General features: G+C 63.9%; 24 protein-coding genes. 15 read left to right on the plus strand and 9 right to left on the minus strand.

Annotated features, from left to right (window positions below):
* Positions 1-217 precede the first annotated feature (217 nt).
* Complete coding sequence (gene secA / locus NKI61_RS23920; RefSeq protein ID WP_352841155.1) at positions 218-2,950, minus strand: preprotein translocase subunit SecA; 2,733 nt, start codon at positions 2,948-2,950, stop codon at positions 218-220.
* A 244-nt stretch (positions 2,951-3,194) separates the two neighbouring features.
* Between secA and NKI61_RS23925 the strand changes: the two genes are divergently transcribed.
* The gene (locus NKI61_RS23925) at positions 3,195-4,115 is read left to right on the plus strand and encodes a peptidylprolyl isomerase (RefSeq protein WP_023686683.1); all 921 of its coding nucleotides are present in this window, start codon (positions 3,195-3,197) and stop codon (positions 4,113-4,115) included.
* A gap of 44 nt (positions 4,116-4,159) precedes the next feature.
* On the opposite strand, the gene NKI61_RS23930 is transcribed toward NKI61_RS23925, so the two are convergent.
* The gene (locus NKI61_RS23930; RefSeq protein WP_023714960.1) at positions 4,160-4,747 is read right to left on the minus strand and encodes a TetR/AcrR family transcriptional regulator; all 588 of its coding nucleotides are present in this window, start codon (positions 4,745-4,747) and stop codon (positions 4,160-4,162) included.
* A 139-nt stretch (positions 4,748-4,886) separates the two neighbouring features.
* Entirely contained in the window at positions 4,887-6,116 is a 1,230-nt protein-coding gene (locus tag NKI61_RS23935; RefSeq protein WP_352841156.1) for a caspase family protein, read from the minus strand.
* Between the two features lie 169 nt (positions 6,117-6,285).
* Between NKI61_RS23935 and argJ the strand changes: the two genes are divergently transcribed.
* The 5 genes from argJ (at position 6,286) to NKI61_RS23960 (ending at position 9,435) form a co-directional block, all read left to right on the plus strand.
* Complete coding sequence (argJ, locus tag NKI61_RS23940; RefSeq protein ID WP_352841159.1) at positions 6,286-7,527, plus strand: bifunctional glutamate N-acetyltransferase/amino-acid acetyltransferase ArgJ; 1,242 nt, start codon at positions 6,286-6,288, stop codon at positions 7,525-7,527.
* Between the two features lie 29 nt (positions 7,528-7,556).
* Positions 7,557-8,306 carry a GNAT family N-acetyltransferase gene (locus tag NKI61_RS23945; RefSeq protein ID WP_023713717.1) on the plus strand — a complete coding sequence of 250 codons (750 nt, stop codon included), beginning with the start codon at positions 7,557-7,559 and terminating at the stop codon, positions 8,304-8,306.
* Complete coding sequence (mutT, locus tag NKI61_RS23950) at positions 8,303-8,719, plus strand: 8-oxo-dGTP diphosphatase MutT (RefSeq protein WP_023685791.1); 417 nt, start codon at positions 8,303-8,305, stop codon at positions 8,717-8,719. Before NKI61_RS23945 ends, mutT begins: the two co-directional genes overlap by 4 nt.
* 97 nt (positions 8,720-8,816) lie before the next feature.
* Positions 8,817-9,125, plus strand: coding sequence for a hypothetical protein (locus tag NKI61_RS23955; protein ID WP_352841160.1), 309 nt, complete (start codon positions 8,817-8,819; stop codon positions 9,123-9,125).
* Positions 9,126-9,252: 127 nt separating this feature from the next.
* Complete coding sequence (locus NKI61_RS23960; protein ID WP_023672984.1) at positions 9,253-9,435, plus strand: Flp family type IVb pilin; 183 nt, start codon at positions 9,253-9,255, stop codon at positions 9,433-9,435.
* A gap of 12 nt (positions 9,436-9,447) precedes the next feature.
* Here NKI61_RS23960 and NKI61_RS23965 read toward each other — a convergent pair whose 3' ends face one another.
* The gene (locus NKI61_RS23965; RefSeq protein ID WP_023733657.1) at positions 9,448-10,320 is read right to left on the minus strand and encodes a methyltransferase domain-containing protein; all 873 of its coding nucleotides are present in this window, start codon (positions 10,318-10,320) and stop codon (positions 9,448-9,450) included.
* Between the two features lie 72 nt (positions 10,321-10,392).
* Between NKI61_RS23965 and NKI61_RS23970 the strand changes: the two genes are divergently transcribed.
* The 4 genes from NKI61_RS23970 to NKI61_RS23985 all read left to right on the plus strand — a co-directional run bounded on the left by NKI61_RS23970 (position 10,393) and on the right by NKI61_RS23985 (position 12,857).
* Positions 10,393-11,178: a ComF family protein gene (locus tag NKI61_RS23970; protein ID WP_196814971.1), complete on the plus strand. Its 786-nt coding sequence runs from the start codon at positions 10,393-10,395 to the stop codon at positions 11,176-11,178.
* A gap of 22 nt (positions 11,179-11,200) precedes the next feature.
* Positions 11,201-11,482 (plus strand): glutaredoxin 3, encoded by a 282-nt coding sequence (gene grxC / locus NKI61_RS23975; protein WP_023672982.1) that lies wholly within the window; start codon positions 11,201-11,203, stop codon positions 11,480-11,482.
* 86 nt (positions 11,483-11,568) lie between these two features.
* Positions 11,569-12,435 carry a carbon-nitrogen hydrolase family protein gene (locus NKI61_RS23980; protein WP_023672981.1) on the plus strand — a complete coding sequence of 289 codons (867 nt, stop codon included), beginning with the start codon at positions 11,569-11,571 and terminating at the stop codon, positions 12,433-12,435.
* Positions 12,432-12,857: a DUF1178 family protein gene (locus NKI61_RS23985; protein ID WP_023672980.1), complete on the plus strand. Its 426-nt coding sequence runs from the start codon at positions 12,432-12,434 to the stop codon at positions 12,855-12,857. Before NKI61_RS23980 ends, NKI61_RS23985 begins: the two co-directional genes overlap by 4 nt.
* Positions 12,858-12,861: 4 nt before the next feature.
* On the opposite strand, the gene NKI61_RS23990 is transcribed toward NKI61_RS23985, so the two are convergent.
* Positions 12,862-13,347: a MarR family winged helix-turn-helix transcriptional regulator gene (locus NKI61_RS23990; RefSeq protein ID WP_023672979.1), complete on the minus strand. Its 486-nt coding sequence runs from the start codon at positions 13,345-13,347 to the stop codon at positions 12,862-12,864.
* A 101-nt stretch (positions 13,348-13,448) separates the two neighbouring features.
* Between NKI61_RS23990 and NKI61_RS23995 the strand changes: the two genes are divergently transcribed.
* Positions 13,449-14,339 carry a DMT family transporter gene (locus NKI61_RS23995; protein ID WP_352841162.1) on the plus strand — a complete coding sequence of 297 codons (891 nt, stop codon included), beginning with the start codon at positions 13,449-13,451 and terminating at the stop codon, positions 14,337-14,339.
* An 86-nt stretch (positions 14,340-14,425) separates the two neighbouring features.
* Here the strand turns inward: NKI61_RS23995 and NKI61_RS24000 are convergent, their stop codons facing one another.
* The 4 genes from NKI61_RS24000 to NKI61_RS24015 form a co-directional block, all read right to left on the minus strand.
* Positions 14,426-14,758, minus strand: a complete 333-nt coding sequence (locus NKI61_RS24000) for an MmcQ/YjbR family DNA-binding protein (RefSeq protein ID WP_352841179.1) — start codon at positions 14,756-14,758, stop codon at positions 14,426-14,428.
* Between the two features lie 25 nt (positions 14,759-14,783).
* On the minus strand, positions 14,784-15,533 hold the full coding sequence (gene ubiG / locus NKI61_RS24005) for a bifunctional 2-polyprenyl-6-hydroxyphenol methylase/3-demethylubiquinol 3-O-methyltransferase UbiG (RefSeq protein ID WP_023672976.1): 750 nt from the start codon (positions 15,531-15,533) through the stop codon (positions 14,784-14,786).
* A gap of 84 nt (positions 15,534-15,617) precedes the next feature.
* The gene (locus NKI61_RS24010) at positions 15,618-15,917 is read right to left on the minus strand and encodes an antibiotic biosynthesis monooxygenase family protein (protein WP_352443928.1); all 300 of its coding nucleotides are present in this window, start codon (positions 15,915-15,917) and stop codon (positions 15,618-15,620) included.
* Positions 15,914-17,755: a CHASE3 domain-containing protein gene (locus NKI61_RS24015; protein WP_352841165.1), complete on the minus strand. Its 1,842-nt coding sequence runs from the start codon at positions 17,753-17,755 to the stop codon at positions 15,914-15,916. Before NKI61_RS24015 ends, NKI61_RS24010 begins: the two co-directional genes overlap by 4 nt.
* A gap of 245 nt (positions 17,756-18,000) precedes the next feature.
* Here NKI61_RS24015 and NKI61_RS24020 point away from each other — a divergent pair, with 245 nt between their 5' ends.
* The 4 genes from NKI61_RS24020 to prmC all read left to right on the plus strand — a co-directional run bounded on the left by NKI61_RS24020 (position 18,001) and on the right by prmC (position 23,567).
* Positions 18,001-19,254: an aspartate kinase gene (locus NKI61_RS24020; protein WP_023672973.1), complete on the plus strand. Its 1,254-nt coding sequence runs from the start codon at positions 18,001-18,003 to the stop codon at positions 19,252-19,254.
* Positions 19,255-19,337: 83 nt separating this feature from the next.
* Positions 19,338-21,608, plus strand: a complete 2,271-nt coding sequence (ptsP, locus tag NKI61_RS24025; RefSeq protein WP_023672972.1) for a phosphoenolpyruvate--protein phosphotransferase — start codon at positions 19,338-19,340, stop codon at positions 21,606-21,608.
* An 8-nt stretch (positions 21,609-21,616) separates the two neighbouring features.
* Positions 21,617-22,696 carry a peptide chain release factor 1 gene (gene prfA, locus NKI61_RS24030; RefSeq protein ID WP_023672971.1) on the plus strand — a complete coding sequence of 360 codons (1,080 nt, stop codon included), beginning with the start codon at positions 21,617-21,619 and terminating at the stop codon, positions 22,694-22,696.
* Complete coding sequence (prmC, locus tag NKI61_RS24035; RefSeq protein ID WP_352841167.1) at positions 22,689-23,567, plus strand: peptide chain release factor N(5)-glutamine methyltransferase; 879 nt, start codon at positions 22,689-22,691, stop codon at positions 23,565-23,567. Before prfA ends, prmC begins: the two co-directional genes overlap by 8 nt.
* Positions 23,568-23,836 lie beyond the last annotated feature (269 nt).

Below are 23,836 nucleotides of genomic sequence, written 5' to 3' on the forward strand. Positions count from 1 at the left end.
CGATTCGTGTGTCATCGCAGTGTAGAATCACACCCGATTCCGCAGGGCAATACCTATCTTAGCGCCTATGCCCTCAAGGGGGGGAGATTGGCTGTCATCGCGGCTTTCGCCAATTGTCGAAGTTGAAAGAAGTCAGAGCGCCGCAACTGCTGATCTCCCCCCTTGAGGGGAGATGGCCGGCAAGCCAGAGGGGGGTGCTGTCCCGCCGACCCAATGATCAAGCAAACGCGCCGTGGCAGTGCTTGTATTTCTTGCCGGAGCCGCAGGGGCAGGCTTCGTTGCGGCCGATCTTGCCCCAGGTCGCCTGGTTGTTCGGATCGCGGTCTTCGGGAGCGACGATGGCGTTGCTCTCCTGGCGGACCAGAAGTGCGGTCTCGCCGCCCTCGAAATCGTCCTCGCCCGTGGTGCCGTCAATGTGGCTGCCGAACATTTCAGGCGCTTCGGGCGGCGGTGCTTCGGCGGCCTGGCGGACCAGTTCGACGCGCATCAATTGCGCGGTGACGGCCTGGCGCAGATTGCCGAGCAGCGCCTGGAACAGCTCGAACGCCTCGCTCTTGTATTCCTGCAGCGGATCGCGCTGGGCGTAGCCGCGGAAGCCGACGACCGAACGCAGATGGTCGAGGTTGACGATGTGCTCGCGCCACAGATGATCGAGCGTCTGCAACACCACCGAGCGTTCGACATAGCTCATCACGTCTGGGCCGAAGCGCTCGGCGCGCTCCTTGGCGGCGGCGTCGGCGGCCTTGGTCAGGCGCTCGCGGATGTCGTCCTCGGCGATGCCTTCTTCCTTGACCCAGTCCTCGACTGGCAGGTCGAGATTGAGGAATTCGGCGACCTCGGCCTTGAGGCCGGCGACGTTCCACTGCTCGGCATAGGCGTTTTCGGGGATGTTCTTGGTGACGATCTCCTCGATGACGCCTTCCCGCATCTCGGCGATCGTCTCGGACAGGCCTTCGCCGTCCATCAATTCGATGCGCTGCTCGAACACCACCTTGCGCTGGTCGTTCGAGACGTCGTCGTATTTCAACAGGTTCTTGCGGATATCGAAGTTGCGCGCTTCGACCTTCTTCTGCGCCTTTTCCAGCGCCTTGTTGATCCACGGATGGATGATGGCCTCGTCTTCCTTGAGGCCAAGCTTCTGCAGCATGCCGTCCATGCGCTCGGAGCCGAAGATGCGCATCAGATCGTCCTGCAGCGACAGGAAGAATTTCGAACGGCCGGGGTCGCCCTGGCGGCCGGAGCGGCCGCGGAGCTGGTTGTCGATGCGGCGCGATTCATGGCGCTCGGTGGCGAGCACGTAGAGGCCGCCGGCGGCTAGCGCCTTTTCCTTCAGGCGCTCGACATCGGCAATGATTTCCTTTTCGCGCGCCTCGCGCTCGGGACCAGCAGGCATGTCGCCCAGTTCGTCCTCGATGCGCATCTCGGCGTTGCCGCCGAGCTTGATGTCGGTGCCGCGTCCCGCCATGTTGGTCGCGATGGTGATGGCGCCGGGCTTGCCGGCCTGGGCGACGATGGCCGCTTCGCGCTCGTGATGGCGGGCGTTCAGCACCTCGAAATCCTTGAACCCTTCCTTGCGCAGGCGCTCGGCCAGCTGCTCGGATTTTTCGATCGAAGTGGTGCCGACCAGCGTCGGCTGGCCCTTGGCGCGCGCTTCCTTGATCTCCTTGACGATCGCCTTGTACTTCTCCTCGACCGTCCGGTAGACCTCGTCGTCCTCGTCCTTGCGGATGACCGGCAGATTGGTCGGGATCTCGGTGACTTCGAGGCCGTAAATGTTGCCGAACTCCTCGGCCTCGGTCAGCGCCGTGCCGGTCATGCCGGACAGCTTCTTGTAGAGGCGGAAATAGTTCTGGAAGGTGACGGATGCCAGCGTCTGGTTTTCCGGCTGGATCGCCACATGCTCCTTGGCTTCGAGCGCCTGGTGCAGGCCTTCCGAATAGCGGCGCCCCGGCATCATGCGGCCGGTGAATTCGTCGATGATGACGATCTCGTCGTTGCGGACGATGTAGTCCTTGTCCTTCTGGAACAGCCGGTGCGCCTTCAGCGCGTTGTTGACGTGGTGGACGATGGCGACGTTCTCGACGTCATAGAGCGACTCGCCCTTGAGCAGGCCGGCCGCGCGCAGCAGGTTTTCCAGCTTCTCGGTGCCTTCTTCGGTGAAGATCGAGGTCTTCTGCTTCTCGTCGATCTCGTAGTCGGCCGGGCCGAGCTGCAGCATGAAGGCATCGATGGTGTTGTACATTTCCGAACGGTCCTCGAGCGGACCGGAAATGATCAGCGGCGTGCGCGCCTCGTCGACCAGGATGGAATCGACTTCGTCGACGATCGCGTAATTGTGGCCGCGCTGCACCATCTGCGCGCGCTCATACTTCATGTTGTCGCGCAGATAGTCGAAGCCGAGCTCGTTGTTGGTGGCATAGGTAACATCGGACGCGTAGGCGACGCGGCGTTCCTCGTCGGACAGGCCATGGACGATGACGCCGACCGAGAGGCCGAGGAATTTGTAGACGCGGCCCATCCATTCGGAGTCGCGGGTGGCGAGATAGTCGTTGACGGTGACGACATGGACGCCCTTGCCGGCAAGCGCGTTGAGATAAACGGGCAGGGTGGCGACCAGGGTCTTGCCCTCGCCGGTACGCATTTCGGCGATGCCGCCATTGTGCAGCACCATGCCGCCGATCAGCTGCACGTCGAAAGGGCGCATGCCGAGCACGCGGCGGGATGCCTCGCGGACGGTGGCGAAGGCCGGCACCAGGAGGTCATCGAGCGTAGCGCCGTTCGCGATATCCTGGCGGAATTTTTCCGTGCGGGCCTGAAGCTCGGCGTCGGACAGCGCCCGCATCTCGTTTTCCATGGTGTTGATCGCCTCGACACGCGGCCGGGTCGATTTTACGCGACGATCGTTGGAGGAACCGAAAACCTTACGGGCGAGACCGCCGAGACTGACCATCCGATGGTCCTTTCGATAGAATTCTCAATTTTGAGATGAGCGCCGGCCGGCCCCATCAATTCCGCGTGAAACGCGGACAAACACAAAAAGCGCCCGGAAAACGGTTCTGGACGCAAAGTCGTTGGACAGATAAGAGGGGGCTCAACTGATGTCAACGCCGCGTTAGCCCTATGGGCAGCGCCAAATGCCGCCACAATCCGGCTGATCTGCAAGCCCTACCAATCCCCCCTTGGAGTTAATCTTGATGTCCTTACTGTTTCGCCGTGCGTCGCTCGCCAGCCTTGGCTTGGCTTTCGGCCTGTCGGCCCTGTCGCTGTCTCCGCTGATGGCCCAGGAAGCCGCTCCCGCCCCGGCCGATGCCGCAGCAGCGCCGGCGGCAGCCCCCGTCGATCCGAACGCCGTTATCGCTACCGTCAATGGCCAGAAGCTGACCGAGGCGGACCTTGGGCTTGCCGAGGGCGAGCTGTCGCAGCAGTTCTCGCAGTTGCCACCCGAGCAGCGCCGCGCCGCCGCCCTTTCGGCGGCCATCGAAATCCGCGTCATGGCCGCCCAGGCGGTCGCTACTGGGCTCGACAAGGATCCCGAATTCCAGCGCCGCATGGCGTTCCTGCAGCAGCGCGCGCTGCATGGCGAGATGGTCGAGAAGGGCGTCGTCGACAAGGTTACCGATGCCGAGGTGCGCGCCCGCTACGACCAGGAAATCGCCAGCACGCCGCCGGTCAATGAGATTCATGCCCGTCACATCCTCGTGAAGACGAAGGAAGAGGCCGAGGCGATTATCAAGCAGCTCGATGGCGGTGCCGACTTCCAGAAGCTCGCCAACGAGCATACCAGCGATCCCTCGGGCAAGACCAATGGCGGCGATCTCGGCTGGTTCGGCCCGGGGCAGATGGTGCCGGAATTCGACAAGGCGGCAGTTGCGCTCGAAATCGGCAAATACACCAAGGAGCCGGTGCAAACGCAATTCGGCTGGCATGTCATCAAGCTCGAGGACAAGCGCACCAAACAGCCGCCGGCCTTCGACGACGTCAAGGACCAGGCCAAGCAGGCGGTGATCCGCGACAAGTATTTCGCACTGGTCAAGCAGCTGCGCGGCGCCGCAAAGGTTGAAATCCCCGACGCCAATCTGAAGAAGGCCGTCGACACGATGGAAGCCGGCAAGTAAGGCCGGCACCGAAAACATGCAAAGGGCGCCGTTCGGCGCCCTTTTCAATTGCGGGAGATGCCTGACATCACATAGCGGACAGTGGCAAGGATTGTCGCCTCATCTTCGTCCAGCCGGTTGGTCAAAAGGTGTTTCCAGGCATAGGAAGCGATGAGGTCGGCGACCAGCGCTGCGTCGATATCGGCCGCAACCTCGCCGCGCGCCTTGGCGCGCTCGATGATCCGAGCGGTGTGGGACACGCGCCCATCGGCATAGCCAGTCAGGGCCGCGGCCGCCGCTTCGTCCGACTGGGCCTCGGCGATCAGCGAGCGGAATACGCTGCCCGAGGATGTGTCGCGCCAATGCGCGAAGAGGTTCCTCAGGAAACCGACGAGGTCGTCTTCGAGACTGCCGGTATCGGGGACGTCGACACGCTTTTGCCGCTTGTAGACCTCCAGCAGCAGGGCCGCCTTGCTCGGCCACCAGCGATAGATCGTGGGTTTGCCGGCGCGCGCCCGCCGCGCCACGGCCTCTATGGAGAAGCCGGCATAGCCGGCCTCGACCAGCACCGCCTCCGCGGCCTCGAGAATGGCCTCGGCGCTGTCTGGATTGCGCCGCGCCCCGATCGATCTGCGCGCCGGATCCTCGCCCATGTCTGTCCTCGCCAACAATCTCGCCGGCAATCCTGGCCAACAATCTCGCCGGCAATATAGGTGAGCTGGCAGGCAAACGAAACGGCCCGTTTCCAGCGCTTGTAGAAGCAGGCCTCACGTTCGCCCTGCGCGGGGATTTTCAGTTCATCGCTTGCGAGGTTTCCGAGGCGATCCGCCACTGGCCGTCGCTCTTCACCAGCCCAAGCGTGACTCGTGCCTTGCCGGTCATGCGCGCCGCCGATTTGTCTTTCGACATATAGTCGTAGCTCATCGCGAACACGGCTTCGGCGCGGTTCTCGCCCTGCGGCGTCACATTGAGGCTGCCGGGCTCGAGACTGAACGACCAGGATGCAAATTGCGCGAACCAGTCCGTCTTGAGCTTGACGACGGCGTCGCTGTCATAGCGCGTGCCGAAGATGGTGGCGGAAGGCGCATAGAGCCGCTTGACGGTCTCGCCGATCGCCGCGGCATCGGGCGCAAGATAGTCGTCGCGCAGGAATTTCTCGATTGCGGTCTTGTCGTCCCCTACAGACCGTTCGAGTGCCGCAACCTTTGTTTCGGGCGTCGGGGGGACGGCGGGCTTCGGCTGTGCAACCGTTTCGCCGCCGGGCACAAACTCAAACCGTTCGAGCAGCGAACCCTGTTCCCATGGGCGCTGTCCCTCGCGCGTTTCGGAGACCACGTCGCGGCGCACCGCGATCATCATGTCGTTGATGCTCTGGCCGGGCTCGGCCATGTGTCGCAGCAGGGCGGCGGCGAACGGCGAATTGCGCCCGGTGCCGTCCATGGCGACAGCGCCTGGCGCCGTCGAGAAGGCGATGAAGGAGCCACGCGTCGAATCGAACTGGGCCAGACCGGCAAGCGCCGTTGCCGAGCGCGTGGTGGCGGTGCGGCTCAGGCTGCGGGCAAAGGGATTGTTGCGGCAGGCATCGAGGAACACCAGGCTGACCTTGGTCTGCTGCTCCATGATGTCGAGGACTTCGTCGATCGGCACGGCTTCGAGCTGCAGCTTGACCGGCATGTCGAGCCGGGCGTCGACCGGGACGATGTAGTTGCGCCCTTCGACCTGCAGGCCGTGGCCGGCATAATAGAACAGCCCGACCCCGGCGCCTTCCAGCGCATCGGAAAATTCGCCGATCTTGCGCTCGAGTTCGCGCTTGCCGAGATCGTTGCCCTCGATGACGTCGAAGCCGATCGAGCGCAGCTTGCCGGCAATATCGAGGGCATCGTTGACCGGATTGGTGAGCGTGCCGGCTTCGGCATAGGTGCCATTGCCGATGACCAGCGCCACGCGCCGTTCCGGCTGCGCATCGGCGCTCAGGAGCAAAAGCCCCATAAACGCCACCGCCAAGATCACCAGCCTGCCCATGGCCGATATCATAACGCCAGAGGCCCCGGTGACGCCAACGGATTTGAAATGCAAGCTTAATCCCTGGTGGCTTGCCGACAGCGGCGGCCAAGAAAACGCCCTTGCGCCGGGCCGTGCTATCGGGCAAACCGGCCTTCGCCCAGCGTTTTTCCCTCGCCCGAGGTCTCCAATGTCCGCAACGATTTCGCCGCTCGCGCCGAAGAAATATCCCAAAATGCCTGCCATCGAGGGCGTGCGCATCGCCACCGCCGAGGCCGGGATCAAGTACAAGAACCGTACCGACCTCTTGGCCATGGTCTTCGATGCCGGCACAGCGGTTGCCGGCGTGTTCACGAAGTCGAAATGCCCCTCGGCGCCGGTCGACTTCTGCCGCGAGAACCTTGGCGCCGGCAAGGCGCGGGTGCTGGTCGTCAATTCCGGCAACGCCAACGCGTTCACCGGCAAGAAGGGCCGCGCCTCCACCCAACTGACCGGCGAGACCGCGGCCAAGGCCGCAGGCTGCACGCCAGGCGAAGTGTTCCTCGCTTCTACCGGGGTAATCGGCGAGCCGCTCGACACCACCAAATTCAGCCATTTGCTCGCCGGACTGGTCAAGGACGGCAAGCCGGATCTGTGGACCGAGGCGGCAAAGGCCATCATGACCACCGACACCTATCCGAAAGTGGCGACAGCGACGGTCAAGCTCGGCGACACCGACGTCATCATCAATGGCATCTCCAAGGGCGCCGGCATGATCGCGCCCGATATGGCGACTATGCTGTCCTTCATTGCCACCGATGCGCCGATCGCCGCCCCCGTGCTGCAGGACTTGTTGTCGCGCGGCACGGCCAAGACCTTCAACGCCGTCACCGTCGACAGCGACACCTCGACCAGCGACACGCTGCTGTTGTTCGCCACCGGAGCCGCTGCCAAGCGCGGCGCGCCCGCCATCAGCGATCCCAAGGATGCGCGTCTCGGCGCCTTCCGCCGGGCGCTGGGCAAGGTGCTCAAATCGCTGGCGCTGCAAGTGGTGCGCGACGGCGAGGGCGCCCGCAAGCAGGTCGAAGTCACCGTTACCGGCGCCAAATCGGCGCGCTCGGCCAAGCGCATCGCGCTGTCCATCGCCAATTCGCCGCTGGTCAAGACGGCGGTTGCCGGCGAGGACGCCAATTGGGGCCGCGTCGTCATGGCCGTCGGCAAGGCCGGCGAGCCGGCCGATCGCGACCTTCTGTCGATCTGGTTCGGCGACAACCGTCTGGCGCATGAGGGCGAACGCGACCCGGGCTACTCCGAGGAGGCGACCTCGGCCTATATGAAGCGCGACGACATCCGCATCCGCGCCGATATCGGTATCGGCCGCGGCAAGGCGACGGTGTGGACCTGCGACCTCACCAAGGAATATGTCGCCATCAATGGCGATTACCGGAGCTGATGGAGTTGGCTTCCAGGCATCCGGCAAGCATGCTCGCCATCGTGCGCCGCTACGAGGCGGCGGGTTTTCGCGCCTGGCCGGCTGCGGCCGTCCATTATGACGGCACCTGGGTGGTGCGGCTGACGGCCGGTCATCCGGCCAAACGGCTGAACTCGGTCAACCCGCTCGATCCCGGCGACACCCAGCACATTGCCGAGCGCATCGGCCGCGCCAGCCGGCGCTTCGACGCCTATGGCAGGCCGCTGACCTTCCGCATCTCGCCGCTGTCGGGGCCGGACTTGGCCAAGCATCTCGACAATGAGGGCTGGAGCACATTCGACGAATCCCTGGTGATGCGGCTGCCGCTGGCGGACGCGCAACTGGCGCCGGCCATGGACCAGATTCCGCTGAAGGATATCAGCCGCTTTCTTGGCGCGTCGCTCAAGGTCAGCGGCTCGGATGCATCGCTGCGGCCCGGTCTTTCGGAAATCATCGGCGCTATCCAACCCGAAGTCGGGCTGTTTGCGCTCGAGGAAGGGGCCGATCCCCTGGCGGTGCTGATCTGCGTCCATGACGGCGATCTTGCCGGCCTGTTCGAGATCGCCACCGCCAAGTCGGCGCGTAATCAGGGCCATGGCCGCAACCTGATCCTGTCGGCGCTGAAATGGGCGAGGCTGCGTGGCGCTCGCGAAGCCTGGCTGCAGGTCGAGGCCGGCAATGCGCCGGCGCTGGCGCTCTATCGCTCGCTGGGTTTCGACGAAGTCTATCGCTACCACTATCGCCGGCCGCCGGGCGCATGAGCGAGATCACCGGCAAACGCCTGCTGCTGGTCGCCGCGTGCGCGCTGGTCGATACCGATGGCCGCGTGCTTCTGGCGCAGCGGCCCGAGGGGAAACAGCTTGCCGGCCTGTGGGAATTTCCCGGCGGCAAGGTAGAGCCAGGCGAGACGCCGGAACAATGCCTGATCCGCGAACTGCAGGAAGAAATCGGCATCGAGACCGACATTCCTTGCCTGGCGCCGCTCACCTTCGCCAGCCATTCCTATGATGATTTCCATCTCCTGATGCCCCTGTTCGTCTGCCGCCGCTTCCGCGGCATCGCGCAGCCCAGGGAAGGGCAGGCGTTGAAATGGGTGCGGCCAAAGCAGATGCGCGACTATCCCATGCCGCCGGCCGACGCGCCGCTAATCCAGTTCCTCATCGACCTGTTGTGATACAAAGCCATTTCGCGGTCTGATCTAGCCAGCGTTAATGGAAGATTTATCTCGTCGTGAAAAATTGCGGCAAAGCGGGTTCGCGGGGAGCGATTGCATGAGCCTCGACAGGGAATGGGACTCGATCCGGCCAGATCGCAGCTTTCGCGCCGCCGGCGTCGGCTTATTGCGCGTCACGCTGTTGTTCGGCTCGGCCGCAGTGGCGCTGGCGCTGATCGCGGTCCCCGTGCTGGACAACCAGACGCGATCGTCCAGCCGCGATGCTCTTGCAGGCGGTCTCGACCCGATGAGCACGGGTTCGATCGGCTCGCGGGCCACCTATATGCTGCGCAGAAGCGTGCTGCAGCCCTCACCGAACTCAGTCTGCATCATCCGCGCCGACGGCCAACGCAGCGGCGACTGCTGACCAACAAGGTCGACACCAGCTTGAGAACTTCCTCAACGCAGGCCCATTTCACAGCCTGTTAAGCTTGTGCCGTTAACCTTTCTTAACAGGTCGGCGATATGGTCGGGGATGAGAGGGATCGACGATCATGAAGCCATTGCTGCGCCGATTTTTGCAGGACGAAACAGGCGCCACGGCCATTGAATATGGCCTGATCGTTGCGGTGCTGTCGCTTGCCATCGTCGGGGGTGTCGGCAAGGCCAGCAATGCGATCCAGTTTCTGTTCAGCGACAACAACAGCAGGCTCGCAAACGCCTTCGCCGAGCACTGATCCGGAGCGCCGTCACCGCCCGCCGGGGTTTTCCAGTATCGTCTTCAGCGAGACCTTCGCCGAACCCGGTTTCAAGGGCTTTTGCTGCGAGGCATCGGGCGCCCAGCCCGACATCCAGACGATGGAAAAGCTTGCCCTGATGCGGCCATCAGCGTCCGAAAAGCGTTCGGCATAGATTTCGGCGGCACGGGTAAAAAGCTTTCGCGCTCCCGGTCGCCGGCTGCGATCGGTCAGCGCGCTGGTTTCGCCCATCGCCCTGAGATCTGCAATGAGGTCGAAGAGGGTATCGTAGCGGACGGTCACCGTTTCGACGTCGGCCACCGGCAGCGCCAGTCCGGCGCGCTGCAGCAGTGCGCCGGCGTCGCGAACATCGGTGAAGGGGATGACACGCGGGCTGGCGCCGCCATAGAGTTCGGTCTCGGCGGCGAGCAGGCTTTCGCGCAATTCGGAAAGCGTGCCGGCGCCGGCAAAGGCGCCGAGGAAAAGCCCGTCGGGCCGCAGAGCGCGGCGGATCTGCACCAGCATGCCGGGAATGTCGTTCATCGCCTGCAACGACAGAAGTGAAACGACGAGGTCGAGGCTTTCCGGCTGGAACGGCACTGTTTCCAGCGGTGCTATCAGCCCTGGCCGGCCGTCCAGAAACGCTGGATCTGCCTCGACGCGCACGATCTCCGCTGCCTTGCCGCTTGCAGCGACCACGTCCGTTGCGTCCGGCGTCTGGCAAAACAGCACCGCGGCCTTGCCGAATTTCCGCTCGACCGCGCCGAGCCGGTCGGCAAGGTCTTCCGCCGCCCGCCGCATCAGAAAATCCGCGCCGGCTACGGGGTGGGCCAGCGCCCTGCGCTTGCGCACCAGCCAAAGTTCAGTATCGATGATCGGCTGCAACGGTAGACATCCCTGTTTGTCCGTCTAGTGATATCCTGGCGCGGACGACAAAACCACGTGGCCGATCCGGTGATGGAGATCAAGAGCCTCGCTCAAACCATGTTGAAGCTGGCCATGTTGGACTGGCCGGCGCGGATGCTGTTCCCGCCGGTCTGTGCCGGCTGTCGCAGGCACGTCTCGCAACCCGGCGTTTTGTGCGGTGCCTGCTGGCCGAAACTCAGGCTGCTGGAGCGGCCATGGTGCGCGGTGATGGGCACGCCATTCACGCACGATATGGGCGAGGGATTCCTGTCGGCCGAGGCGATCGCCGATCCGCCGCCGTTCGAGCGGGCGCGGGCGGCCGTGGCCTATTCAGGTGTCGCCCGCCAGATGGTGCAAGGTCTGAAATACCAGGATCGCACCGATCTGGCGCCGTGGATGGCGCGCTGGATGCTGCGCGCCGGCGCTGAGCTAATTGCAGACGCCGATGTCGTCGTACCGGTGCCGCTGCACTGGCGGCGCTTCTTTCGGCGGCAGTTCAACCAGTCAGCGGAGTTGGCAAGGGCGGTTGCGCAGCTTAGCGGGCTGCCTTTCTCGCCCTCGGCGGTCCGGCGCGTCAAGCTCACGCGCCAGCAGGTCGGGCTGGAGCGGCAGGAGCGCGAGGCCAATGTCCGCGCCGCCTTCCGTGTGCCTGCGGAAGCCGAAATCGAGATCACTGGGCGCCGCGTGCTTCTGGTCGACGATGTCTACACCACCGGCGCCACCGTGCGCTCGGTCGCCAGGGCGCTGAAGAAGGGCGGCGCCGGAGCGGTCGATGTGCTGACCTTCGCGCGTGTCCTGCCGGGGGACTTTCGGGCCGACGAGTCCGCGACTATATAAGGTCGAGGAAAGGCACGGACCGATGCTCGATGTGACGATTTACACCCGTATGATGTGCGGCTATTGCGCGGCGGCCAAGCGGCTGCTCGACCGCAAGGGCGTCGCTTACACCGAGCATGACGCTTCGTTTTCGCCGGAATTGCGCCAGGAAATGATTTCGCGGGCGCATGGCCGCTCGACCTTTCCGCAGATTTTCATCGGCGACACGCATGTCGGCGGCTCCGACGACCTCCACGAGTTGGAGGCACGGGGGCAGCTGGATAGGCTGCTTGCCAACGGCTCGACGACAAAGAGCGGTTCGTAGCGCCGCTCTATGTCTTTGTTTTTACGCAATTCCGGACGGAAAACCGTTACACGATTTTCCTGGAATTGCTCAAAGAGGACGTGATGATGGGTATTTTCAAGGCGGCGGCGATCCAGATGCGTTCGGGCGAGAGCCCCGAGCGCAACGCGGTCGATCTCGAACGGCTGGTGCGCGAAGCGGCAGGCCTCGGTGCAACCTACATCCAGACCCCGGAAATGACCGGTGCGCTGATCCGCGACAAGGAAGCCAGGGCTGCTTCCTTCACCTTGGAAGACAAGGACATCGTCGTGGCGGCCGCGCGCAAGCTCGCCAGCGAACTCGGCGTCTTCCTGCACATCGGCTCGACCGCCATCCTGCGCACCGACGGCAAGCTCGCCAACCGGGCGCTGCTGTTTGGGCCGGACGGCGCCACCCTTGCCACCTACGACAAGATCCACATGTTCGATGTCGACCTCGACAATGGCGAGAGCTGGCGCGAATCCGCCGCCTATGAGCCGGGCACCGAGGCCGTCGTCACCGAGATCGACGGCGCTAGTCTCGGCTTTGCCGTCTGCTACGATCTACGCTTTCCACAGCTGTTCCGCGCCGAGGCGATGGCCGGCGCCGACCTCTTGTCGGTGCCTGCCGCCTTCACCCGCCAGACCGGCGAGGCGCACTGGCATGTGCTGCTGCGAGCCCGTGCCATCGAGAACGGCGCCTATGTGGTTGCTGCAGCACAAGGTGGCCTGCATGAGGATGGCCGCGAAACCTATGGCCATTCGCTGATCGTCGACCCATGGGGTCGAATTCTCGCCGAGGCCGACCATGACGATCCGGAGGTTATCATCGCCGAGATCGACACGGCGCAGTCGTCGGCCGCGCGTAAGAAAATCCCCAATCTCAAGAACGCGCGTGATTTTGCCGTCAATGCCGGTGCAGTGGAAGCGCCGCGGCTCAGGGGCGCGGCTTCGTGATCCGCTTTGCCCTGATCTGCGAGCACGAGCACGAATTCGAGGGCTGGTTTCGCAGCAATGACGATTTCGACACGCAGAAGAAGCGCGGCTTCGTCGATTGCCCGAGCTGCGGCTCGCACAAGGTGCAAAAGGCGCTGATGGCGCCAGCCGTCTCCACCGCGCGGAAGCAGGAAACAATTGCGCTGGCCATGGGCGAAACCCAGAAGCAGGCTTTGGCGCAACTGAAGGCGATGGCCGAGAAGGTGCGCGAGAATGCCGACTATGTCGGCGACAAGTTTGCCGAAGAAGCGCGCAAGATCCATTTCGGCGAGAGCGATGCGCGCGGCATCTATGGCGAGGCGACGTTGGACGAAGCCAAGAGCTTGGCCGAGGATGGCATCGATTTCATGCCGATCCCGAGTTTTCCCGAGGAGCGCAATTGAGCGATCAGCTGGCGCTATCGATCAATTTGCCAAGCAACTGAGCCAGTGCCCCCCGCTCCGTGCCGGTGAGCCCGGCGAGGATTTCATGCTCGTTGGCGACGTGGGCGGTCAGGGCTTCGTCGATCAAGGCCAGACCTTTTTCGGTCAGTTGCACGACAATGCCACGCCGGTCGTTGGGGTGCGGGCCGCGCAGGATCAGTCCGGCCTTCTCAAGCCGGTCGAGCCGGTTGGTCATGGCCCCAGAGGTCACCATCGTCGCCTCGTATAGAGCGGTCGGTGTCAGCGCGTAGGGCTGGCCGGAGCGGCGCAGCGTCGCCAGCACATCGAATTCGCCGGCCTGCAGTCCGAAACGGGCAAACAGCGGGGCGAGGCGCTCGCGGGCGATTAGCGACGAGGCTTCGTTCAGCCGCCCAAGCACCAGCATCGGCGACACCTCCAGGTCCGGCCGTTCCCGCTTCCATTGCTCCACCGCCTTTGCCGCGCGATCCATCTGTCTCATCGCTAAGTATCTTGACGTTAAGAATCTTTGTGATATGCTACCTCAAGATACAGTTTCAGCCGAGTGCCGCAAGTGAGTGACGGGACCATCCGATGAAATTTCTCTGGGAATCGGCGCTTGGCCTGCTGGTCGTCACCGGCGGCCTGCTCGGCCTAACGCTGCCGTTCGGCAAGCTGGCGACGGCTGCCGGCGTTTCGGCCATGGTCTGGGCCTTCGTAATCTCGTTCGGGGCCGGGGGCGTGCTGCTGTGCGCGTTGCTCGCCAACGGCGAGCGCATGCGGCTGACCTCGCACAGACTGCGCTATTTCTTCATCACCGCCGCCGTGTCCTACGCCGTGCCCAATCTGCTGATGTTTTCGGCTATCCCGCATCTCGGCGCCGGCTACACCGGCATCATGTTCACGCTGTCGCCGGTCATCACACTGGTGTTTTCGATCCTGCTCGGCGTTCGACGGCCAAATATGCTCGGCAGTATCGGTATCGCCGTCGGCTTCATCGGCGCCGTCATGGTGGCGGTGACGCGCGGCGAGGCCGGCCAGCCGGCCGATTTCTTCTGGGTGCTGGTCGGACTTTTGATCCCCGTCAGCCTTGCCGCCGGCAATATCTATCGCACCGTCGACTGGCCCGAAGGCACCGGTCCGATCGAACTGGCCGTCGGCAGCCACCTGGCCTCGGCAACGCTGCTGTTGGTCGGCATTCTCGTGCTGTTCGGCCTCAGTGCCTTCGCCCCGCTTGCCGCCGTGCCGCTGGTCGTCGTGGCGCAAGTCGCCTCGGCCTCGGCGATGTTTGCCTTCTTCTTCCGGCTGCAGGCCGTGGGCGGTCCGGTCTATCTCAGCCAGATCGGCTATGTGGCGGCGGCCGTTGGCCTGTTTGCCGGAACCATCTTCCTCGGCGAGCACTACCAGTTGCTGACCTGGGCCGGCGCGGTGATCATCACCATCGGCGTGATCATCACCACCAAGGCGCAGAGCCAGAAGGCATAGGGTCTTTGGTTTACGCAATTCCCTAGCAAAGCGCTATGCGCTTTTCCCGGGAAAACCGCTTCACACTTTGCTCGAACTGCTCAAGCTTAAATTTGGCTCGCGTCGAGGCGCTTCCGTAGCGCCGGCGGGGCGACGTTTCGCCAGGCCGTCCGAACGGCGCTGCGGAATGTCTGTTCGTCGCAGGCTTCGAGCATAATCGACGTCCATCCCTTTTGGCCCCAGGCGCCTGTCACGGGCCTGAAAACCGATGGCTCAGCCGCGGCCATCATCTCTTGCTGGTCGCGGTCGAGCTTGACGACAGCACGGTCGGCTTCGGGCAGCGAGACGAAGATACGGTTGCGGACGCGGAAGTCAGCCTTGCCGAAATGCGATTGCTCGACCGTTTCGGGAAGATCGAGCGCCAGCTCTCGGGCCCTCATAGTGTCCACGGCCGCCCCCTTTCGTTCAGACCGATCGTTTTTCCGCCAGCACCATATAGTTGACGTCCATGTCCTTGGAGCGTGCCCAGCGGTCGGCGAGAGGATTGTAGGTCACGCCGGTGCGGTCGATGATGGTCATGGCGGCGCTGCCGAGCGCCTTTTCAAGCTCTTCGGGCCGCACCAGCTTGCCGAACTGGTGGGTGCCGCGCGGCAGCCAGCGCAGCACATATTCGGCGCCGATGATGGCCAGGCCCAGTGCCTTCAGCGTGCGGTTGATGGTGGCCACGAACATGATGCCGCCGGGCTTGACCATCTCGCCGCACTTGCCGATGAACAGGTCGACATCGGCAACATGCTCGACGACTTCCATGTTGAGGACGACGTCGAATTTCTCGCCGGAATCGGCCAAATCCTCAGCGGTCGTAGCGCGATAATCCACCGTCACGCCGCCTTCGGCCGCGTGCAGCTTCGCCACCTCGATGTTGGTTGCCGAGGCGTCGGCGCCGACCACTTCGGCGCCAAGCCTTGCCATCGGCTCGCACAACAACCCACCGCCGCAGCCGATATCGAGGAAACGCAGGCCTTCGAACGGCCGCGCCGCCCGCGGATCGCGGCCGAAGCGCGCCGCCACCTGGTCCCGGATATAGGCAAGCCGGACCGGGTTGAATTTGTGCAGCGGACGGAATTTGCCGTTCGGGTTCCACCATTCGGCGGCAAGCGCGGAAAAGCGTTCCACTTCTCCGGCATCGATTGTCGATCGTCGGGCCTCTGGCATGGGGCGGGTCTCCTCGGACGCTAGGAAGTCGGGTGCCGGGGCAAGAAAGTCAAGGCCGGTTTTTGCGACTGCTGGCTAGTCGACCTATGGCCTCGAGATCACAATCGCCGCATGTTCCATCGCAACACTTGCGGGATCGATGGCCCGCATCGCTTCGCAATCGCCGATCTCGGCCATGATCCGGCCTGCGGCGGCGAGAGCCTGCTCGCGACTTCGCCAGCGCACCACATCGACCCATCCGCCATCGTCCCGCCGCGCCAGGCAGCGGTTTACGAAACCAGGTTGCCGCGCCAGCCAGTCGGCGACCAGGTTGTTGGCGGCGGCAAAGCCCGCTTCCGCTCCAGGTTTGAGGCGAAAGGTGACGATTTCCAGGGCCTCGGTCATCTTGCGTCCAGCACGTCGCGCAATTTCGCCGCCAGCTGCTCGATGGTGAAGGGCTTGGCCAGGAAATGCACGTCATGGTCGAGCACGCCATTGTGGACGACGGCGTTCCTGGTGAAGCCGGTGGTGAAGATCACCTTCAGCTTCGGCATGCGCGCCAGCGCCTCCTCGGCGAGCTTGCGGCCATTCATCACCGGCATGACGATATCGGTGAACATGAGCGCCACACCAGGGTTGTCGCCCAGCTTTTCCAGCGCTTCCTGGCCGCTTGCGGCATGAATGACGGTGTAGCCGAGTTCGCGCATGGCATCCGTGGTGGAAGCCCGCACGCGTGGATCGTCCTCCACGACAAGGATGGTTTCGGTGACCGGCACGGCAGGATTTCCGGCTCGTTCCGAAGATATGGCGGCCTCTTCCGGGCCGAAGAAGCGCGGCAGGTAGATCCTGATCGTGGTGCCTTGGCCGGGTTCCGAGTAGATCTTGACGTGTCCGCCGGACTGTTTGACGAAGCCGAACACTTGGCTCAGCCCGAGGCCGGTGCCCTTGTCGACTGGCTTGGTGGTGAAAAATGGCTCGAAAGCCCGCTCCATGACGTCCGCCGGCATGCCGGCGCCGGTGTCGCTGACCGCGATCATCACATACTGGCCGTCTTTGACCTCGGCATGGGTGGCGGCGTAGCTCTCGTCGAGGTGGCTGTTGGCGGTCTCGATGGTCATCTTGCCGTCCTCGCCCATGGCGTCGCGCGCATTGACCGCCAGATTGAGAATGGCATTTTCGAGCTGGCTCGGATCGGCATGGGTCTTCCACAGGCCGCCAGCCAGCACGGTTTCGATGCGGATGGTTTCGCCGAGCGCCCGCCGAAGCAGGTCCGACATGCCGGCGACCAGACGATTGGCGTCTACAACCTGGGGCGCGAGCGGCTGCTGGCGCGAGAAGGCAAGCAGCCGTGACGTCAAGTTTGCGGCCCGGGTCGCCGCATCGGTCGCCGCTTCGATGAATTTCATGATGTCGTGCTCGCCCCGCGTCAGCTTGCGCTGGGCGAGGTTCATGGCGCTGATGATCACCGCCAGCATGTTGTTGAAATCGTGGGCGATACCGCCGGTCAACTGGCCCACAGCCTCCATCTTCTGCATCTGGCGGATCTGCGATTCGGCCTTCTCACGCGTCTGGATTTCGTTGCCGAGCTCGATGTTCTTGCGCATCAGCTCTTCCTGGGCGATCGCCACTGCGCGGAACCGGCGGCGCGAAAGGCGAACCGTGTAGGCGCCAAGCAGGAAGATCGCCAGCAGCGCCGCTATCGAGCCGATTCGCAGCCAGTTTTCGACCCGGTCGGTATGAGCGTCGCGCGCCGCGATGGCTGCGCCGCCAATGCGCCGGATCGTGTCCATGCTGGCCCGGATCTGGTCCATGGCGGCCTTGCCCTGGCCGCTGCGGACCAGTTCCAGAGCTTTTGCCGCATCGCCGCGATCGTAGAGTGCAATCGTCTCAGCCAATTCGGCCTGGTTTTGTGAAAGCGCGTCCTTGACGTGGTTGATCTGCTGCACGAGTTCGTCGTCCGGCGCGGTCATGCCGTCGATGCGGGCAAGCTGGCCCGGAATGGCGTCGACCGCCTGCCGATAAGGCTGGAGGTAGGATTTCTCGCCGGTCAGGAGATAGCCGCGCTGGCTGGTCTCGGCCTCCTGAGCCATCGCAAGCAAACCGGAAAGCAATTCCTGATACTCGACCGCCTCGCGCGCGGCCTCACGATTGGCTCTCTGGGTCTCGACCAGCACGGCGCGTGTGCCGACGATCAACGCCAGCACGGCGAAGCCGATGAACAGCGGCAGCGATTGCCACCGCATGGCGCGTCTAAGGCGAACAATCATTCGATATGCCGGACCAAAAGGAGTTTCCCGCGGGCAGCATTTGGTAAGCGGCGGCGGGGCCGAACGCAATATGCCGCGATCCTGAAGCCGGCATCCGCCGCCAGCCTTGCGAAACCGTGATCATTTGGCTAAGGAGGCGCGCATTCAGCGGCCGGCTTCTGTCGAGCGCTTTCTTCCCCTTTCGGTCCTGGGCCGGCTTCAGTCAAAGGCATTTCGCTTCCATGGCGCGCATCGTGATGAAATTCGGCGGAACCTCCGTCGCCGACATCGCCCGCATCCGCAATGTGGCGCGTCACGTCAAACGCGAGGTCGATGCCGGCCATGAGGTCGCTGTCGTGGTTTCGGCGATGGCGGGCAAGACCAATGAACTGGTTGGCTGGACGCGCGAAGCCTCGCCCATGCACGACGCGCGCGAGTATGACGCCGTGGTCGCCTCGGGCGAGCAGGTGACTGCCGGCCTGCTGGCGATCACACTGCAGAATATGGGCGTGCACGCCCGCTCATGGCAGGGCTGGCAGATCCCGATCAAGACCGACAACGCGCATGGCGCGGCGCGCATCCTCGAAATTGACGGCGCGTTCCTGATCAAGCGCTTCGGCGAGGGCCAGGTGGCTGTCGTCGCCGGCTTCCAGGGCATCGGCCCGGACAACCGCATCGCCACGCTCGGCCGCGGCGGCTCCGACACAAGCGCGGTGGCCATTGCCGCGGCGGTCAAGGCCGATCGCTGCGACATCTACACCGATGTCGACGGCGTCTACACCACCGATCCGCGCATCGAGCCGAAGGCGCGGCGGCTCAACAAGATTTCGTTCGAGGAAATGCTCGAAATGGCCTCGCTCGGCGCCAAGGTCTTGCAGGTGCGCTCGGTCGAGCTTGCCATGGTGCACAGGGTGCGTACGTTCGTGCGGTCGTCCTTCGACGATCCCGATGCGCCCGGAATGGGGGATTTGCTCAATCCTCCGGGAACGCTCATTTGCGACGAGGAAGAGATCGTGGAACAGCAGGTCGTCACCGGAATTGCCTACGCCAAGGACGAAGCGCAGATTTCTCTGCGCCGCGTCGGCGACCGCCCGGGCGTTGCCGCCGGCATTTTCGGCCCGCTGGCCGAGGCCAACATCAATGTCGACATGATCGTCCAGAACATCTCCGAGGACGGCAAGTTCACCGACATGACCTTCACCGTGCCGTCCGGCGACGTGGACAAGGCGTTGGCCGTGCTGGAGCGTCTGAAGGCTTCGATCGGCTATGACGTGGTGCAGTCGGAAGCCGGCATGTCGAAGGTTTCGGTCATCGGCATCGGCATGCGCAGCCATGCCGGTGTGGCCGCCACCGCTTTCAAGGCGCTGGCCGACAAGGCGATCAACATCCGCGCCATCACTACCTCCGAGATCAAGATTTCGATACTGATCGACGGTCCCTACACGGAACTCGCGGTTCGTACTTTGCATTCCGTGTACGGTCTGGATAAGCAGTAGCGAGAGCGATTTGAGTTGTTGCGTGTGCGCCGGTCGCAGTGGAAACTGCGGCGGGCAAAATGCCCATTGGAGAAGAAGCCGCGATGCGTGATACGGCCAGTGGCCCGCGCGTTCTGCTGAAACGGCTCCGCGAGCTCATGCAGGAGCCGCTGGAGCCGCAGGAGCGGCTCGACCGGATCGTGCGCGACATCGCCTCCAACATGGTCGCCGAGGTCTGCTCGCTCTATGTGCTGCGCGCCGATTCGGTGCTCGAACTCTATGCCACCGAAGGTCTGAACCCGAACGCCGTCCATTTGGCGCAGCTGCGGCTGGGGCAGGGCCTCGTCGGCACCATTGCCGCGAGCGCGCGGCCGCTCAACCTCTCCAATGCGCAGGAACATCCGGCCTTCGCCTACCTGCCGGAGACGGGCGAAGAGATCTACAATTCCTTCCTCGGCGTGCCGGTACTAAGGGCAGGGCGCACGCTGGGCGTGCTGGTGGTGCAGAACAAGACCATGCGCCACTACCGCGACGACGAGGTCGAGGCGCTGGAAACGACCGCCATGGTGATCGCCGAGATGATCGCCACCGGCGATCTCGCTCGCCTGACCCGGCCCGGCCTCGAACTCGACCTGCGCCGTCCCGTCAGCTTTACCGGCCTGTCCTTCAACGAGGGCGTCGGCCTCGGCCATGTCGTGCTGCATGAGCCACGCATCGTCGTCACCAATCTGTTCAACGAGGACAGTGAGGAAGAGGTGCGCCGGCTGGAGACGTCGCTCGGTTCGCTCAGGCTTTCCATCGACGACATGCTGGAGCGGCGCGATGTCGCCTTCGAGGGCGAACATCGCGAGGTGCTCGAAGCCTATCGTATGTTTGCCAACGACCGCGGCTGGGTGCGCCGGCTGGAAGAGGCGATCCGCAACGGCCTGACGGCGGAAGCGGCGGTGGAAAAGGTCCAAAGCGACATGCGCGCCCGCATGCTGCACATGACCGATCCTTATTTGCGCGAGAGGATGAGCGACTTCGACGATCTCGCCAACCGGCTGCTGCGCCAGCTGATGGGGCGCGGGCCTGACGACGTCGCGGCGTCACTGCCGAAGGATGCCATCCTGGTCGCGCGCTCGATGGGCGCGGCCGAACTGCTTGATTATCCCAGGGACAAGCTGCGCGGCGTGGTGCTGGAAGACGGCGCTGCCACCAGCCATGTCGTCATCGTAGCGCGCGCCATGGGCATTCCGGTCGCCGGCCAGATGAAGGGCGCCGTTTCCATGGCGGAAAACGGCGATGCCATCATCGTCGACGGCGAGGAAGGCACCATCCATCTGCGGCCGCAGCCCGACCTCGAAGCTGCCTATGCCGAAAAAGTGCGCTTCCGGGCGCGCCGGCAGGAAGTCTACCGGGAACTGCGCAAGAAGCCGTCGGTGACCAAGGACGGCGTCCAGGTCGACCTGCTGATGAATGCGGGCCTGGCCGTCGACCTGCCGCAGCTGGCCGAGGCGGGTGCGGCCGGCATCGGCCTGTTCCGCACCGAATTGCAGTTCATGGTCGCCTCGACCTTCCCGCGCGCCGAGGCGCAGGAGCGGCTCTACCGCGACGTGCTGGACGCGGCGCGTGGCAAGCCGGTCACCTTCCGCACCATCGACATCGGCGGCGACAAGGTGCTGCCCTACTTCAAGGGCGCTGTCCAGGAAGAAAACCCTGCGCTCGGCTGGCGCGCGATCCGGCTGACGCTCGACCGGCCGGGTCTGCTCAGGACCCAGATCCGCGCTCTGCTGAAGGCCTGCGGCGGGCGCGAACTGAAGCTGATGCTGCCGATGGTGACCGAGCTCGGCGAAATCGCCCAGGCGCGCGAGATCATCGACCGCGAAGTGCGGCATCTCTCCCGCTTTGCCCACCATCTGCCGACCAGCCTCAAGGTGGGCGCCATGCTGGAAGTGCCGTCGCTGCTGTTCCAGCTCGACGAGTTGATGAAGGCGGTCGATTTCGTCTCGGTCGGCTCCAACGACCTGTTCCAGTTCGTCATGGCGGTCGATCGGGGGAACACGCAGCTCTCCGACCGCTTCGACACGCTGTCGACGCCGTTCCTGCGGGTTCTGAAGCAGATCGCCGACGCCGGGGTTCGCAACCACACGCCGGTGACGCTGTGCGGCGAGCTTGCCGGAAAACCCATTTCCGCCATGGCGCTGATCGGCCTCGGCTACCGCTCGATCTCGATGTCTCCAGCCTCGATCGGCCCGGTCAAGGCGATGTTGACCGAACTGCCACTGGAGGAATTGGAGGCTTTCTTTGCCGACAATCTGATGGCGCCAGCTCAAGGGCTGCCGATGCGGGCGCTGCTGCAGGCCTTCGCCGACGACCGCTCCATCCCGCTATAGCATTAGCCATGGTCAATCTTCCCCGCGAGCGTATGGATCAGGTCGTCAAGCGTTTCGAGATGCTCGAAGCGCAGATGTCGGCCGGCCCGGCGGCCGATGCCTATGTGAAGATGGCTTCCGAATATGCCGAGCTGCAGGACATGGTGGCCAAGGTCAGGGAACTGCGCTCAGTCGAGCGCGAGCAAGCCGACCTCGAGGCGATGCTTGCCGACAAGGGCACCGACGCAGAGATGCGGGCCCTGGCGGAGGCAGATTTGCCGGGCGTCGAAGCGCGAATCGAAGAGCTGCAGAAGGACATCCAGATCCTGCTGTTGCCCAAGGACGCGGCCGACGACAAGAACGCCATCCTTGAAATCCGCGCCGGCACCGGCGGCGATGAGGCGGCATTGTTCGCCGGCGACCTGTTTCGCATGTATGAGCGCTATGCCGCCGAACGCGGCTGGCGCTTCGAGACGGTGTCGGCCAGCGACGGCGATGCCGGCGGCTTCAAGGAAATCATCGCCACCATTTCCGGTAGGGGCGTCTTTGCCCATCTGAAATTCGAATCCGGCGTGCACCGCGTGCAGCGCGTGCCGGCGACCGAGGCCAGCGGGCGCATCCACACCTCGGCGGCGACGGTGGCCGTTCTGCCGGAAGCCGAAGAGGTCGACATCGACATCCGCGCCGAAGACATCCGCATCGACACGATGCGCGCCTCGGGTTCGGGTGGCCAGCACGTCAACACCACCGATTCGGCCGTGCGCATCACCCATTTGCCGACCGGTATCATGGTGGTGCAGGCGGAGAAGTCGCAGCATCAGAACCGGGCGAAAGCCATGCAGATTCTGCGTGCGCGGCTTTACGACCTCGAGCGCAGCAAGGCGGACGAGGAGCGCTCGGAGTCACGCAAATCGCAGGTTGGTTCGGGCGACCGTTCGGAGCGCATCCGCACCTACAATTTCCCGCAGGGCCGCCTTACCGACCATCGTATCAACCTGACGCTCTACAAGCTCGACCGGGTGATGATGGGCGAGCTCGATGAGGTCATCAATGCGCTGATTGCCGACCATCAGTCGAAGCTGCTCGCCGATATTGGCCTCGATGGCTGACATGTTGCCCGGCGCGCTCGGGCCGTTGTTGCGGGTGGCGCGGGAGCGGCTTGCCGCGGCCGGCCTTTCCGACTCGGCGCTGGATGCCAGGCTGATCGTCGAACATTTTTCCGGCACGGACCGTACGCAGGCGATCGCCGACCCGCAACGGACGGTCGATGCGGGTGCGGTTGCCGCAATCGACGCTGCTCTGCAGCGCCGCATGGCCGGCGAACCGGTGCACCGCATCCTCGGGTTTCGCGAGTTTTACGGCCTGCGGCTGTCGCTGTCGCCGGAAACGCTGGAGCCGCGGCCGGACACCGAAACGCTGGTCGAGGCGGTCTTCCCTTTTGCCGGCGCGACGGCCGAAAGGCTAGGGCTATGCCGTATCCTCGATCTCGGCACCGGTACCGGCGCGATTGCGCTGGCGCTGCTCAGCGCGGTTCCGGCCGCGACCGCCACCGGGGTCGATATTTCACAAGACGCGCTGGCAACCGCGATACGCAATGCCGAGCAACTCGGACTCGCTGGCCGGTTCGTGGGGCTGCAGTCCGACTGGTTCGAAAAAGTTTCGGGCCGATACCATGTAATTGCCGCAAACCCTCCCTATATATCGTCTGGAGACATTGGAAATCTGCAGGACGAGGTCCGCGATTTCGATCCACACAGAGCCCTTGATGGCGGTGTGGACGGTCTTGGCCCTTACAGGATCATCGCCGCCGAGGCGGCAAAGTTTCTGGAAGCAGAAGGCAAGATAGCGGTCGAGATCGGCCACACGCAGCGCAATGAGGTCAAAGACATATTCGCGGCAGCCGGCTACAGGCTGGCCGGGGCATTTGTCGATCTTGGCGGAAACGACAGGGTTCTTATGTTTGAACAGGGAAAGCCTTGACGCAGTGCAAAAAAGCGCTTGGCAATGCCGGGGAATGCGGCTAGGGTCCGCCCTAACCGGATGAGACGAAGCAGGCAGTGCTCTTAGCGATTCGGTTTTCCTTGGAAATAGCTGCCTTCTTGCGCAAACGACGCCCAAGCTTCGTGCGGGAATCGTCCGGCAAGTGATGTAACCGGAACAGGATGACACGTGGCGCCAACGCAATTGATGCGGGCGAACGCCGGTGAAGAAACGAAACGGCTGGCTGCATGAGCGCCTCCGTTCGTGAA

The organism is Mesorhizobium sp. M0514 (assembly GCF_040321145.1).
Lineage (GTDB): Bacteria > Pseudomonadota > Alphaproteobacteria > Rhizobiales > Rhizobiaceae > Mesorhizobium.

Coding starts and splice junctions, on each gene's coding strand:
- NKI61_RS23930 (WP_023714960.1), bottom strand. CDS start 4,747: ATGGGCGAGGATCCGGCGCGCAGATCGATCGGGGCGCGGCGCAATCCA.
- prmC (WP_352841167.1), top strand. CDS start 22,689: ATGGCTGACATGTTGCCCGGCGCGCTCGGGCCGTTGTTGCGGGTGGCG.
- NKI61_RS24010 (WP_352443928.1), bottom strand. CDS start 15,917: ATGACCGAGGCCCTGGAAATCGTCACCTTTCGCCTCAAACCTGGAGCG.
- NKI61_RS23990 (WP_023672979.1), bottom strand. CDS start 13,347: ATGGATCGCGCGGCAAAGGCGGTGGAGCAATGGAAGCGGGAACGGCCG.
- prfA (WP_023672971.1), top strand. CDS start 21,617: ATGGTCAATCTTCCCCGCGAGCGTATGGATCAGGTCGTCAAGCGTTTC.
- argJ (WP_352841159.1), top strand. CDS start 6,286: ATGTCCGCAACGATTTCGCCGCTCGCGCCGAAGAAATATCCCAAAATG.
- NKI61_RS24020 (WP_023672973.1), top strand. CDS start 18,001: ATGGCGCGCATCGTGATGAAATTCGGCGGAACCTCCGTCGCCGACATC.
- ptsP (WP_023672972.1), top strand. CDS start 19,338: ATGCGTGATACGGCCAGTGGCCCGCGCGTTCTGCTGAAACGGCTCCGC.
- NKI61_RS24015 (WP_352841165.1), bottom strand. CDS start 17,755: ATGCGGTGGCAATCGCTGCCGCTGTTCATCGGCTTCGCCGTGCTGGCG.
- NKI61_RS24000 (WP_352841179.1), bottom strand. CDS start 14,758: ATGAGGGCCCGAGAGCTGGCGCTCGATCTTCCCGAAACGGTCGAGCAA.
- mutT (WP_023685791.1), top strand. CDS start 8,303: ATGAGCGAGATCACCGGCAAACGCCTGCTGCTGGTCGCCGCGTGCGCG.
- NKI61_RS23960 (WP_023672984.1), top strand. CDS start 9,253: ATGAAGCCATTGCTGCGCCGATTTTTGCAGGACGAAACAGGCGCCACG.
- NKI61_RS23945 (WP_023713717.1), top strand. CDS start 7,557: ATGCTCGCCATCGTGCGCCGCTACGAGGCGGCGGGTTTTCGCGCCTGG.
- NKI61_RS23980 (WP_023672981.1), top strand. CDS start 11,569: ATGGGTATTTTCAAGGCGGCGGCGATCCAGATGCGTTCGGGCGAGAGC.
- NKI61_RS23955 (WP_352841160.1), top strand. CDS start 8,817: ATGAGCCTCGACAGGGAATGGGACTCGATCCGGCCAGATCGCAGCTTT.
- NKI61_RS23935 (WP_352841156.1), bottom strand. CDS start 6,116: ATGGGCAGGCTGGTGATCTTGGCGGTGGCGTTTATGGGGCTTTTGCTC.
- ubiG (WP_023672976.1), bottom strand. CDS start 15,533: ATGCCAGAGGCCCGACGATCGACAATCGATGCCGGAGAAGTGGAACGC.
- secA (WP_352841155.1), bottom strand. CDS start 2,950: ATGGTCAGTCTCGGCGGTCTCGCCCGTAAGGTTTTCGGTTCCTCCAAC.
- NKI61_RS23925 (WP_023686683.1), top strand. CDS start 3,195: ATGTCCTTACTGTTTCGCCGTGCGTCGCTCGCCAGCCTTGGCTTGGCT.
- NKI61_RS23995 (WP_352841162.1), top strand. CDS start 13,449: ATGAAATTTCTCTGGGAATCGGCGCTTGGCCTGCTGGTCGTCACCGGC.
- NKI61_RS23970 (WP_196814971.1), top strand. CDS start 10,393: ATGGAGATCAAGAGCCTCGCTCAAACCATGTTGAAGCTGGCCATGTTG.
- grxC (WP_023672982.1), top strand. CDS start 11,201: ATGCTCGATGTGACGATTTACACCCGTATGATGTGCGGCTATTGCGCG.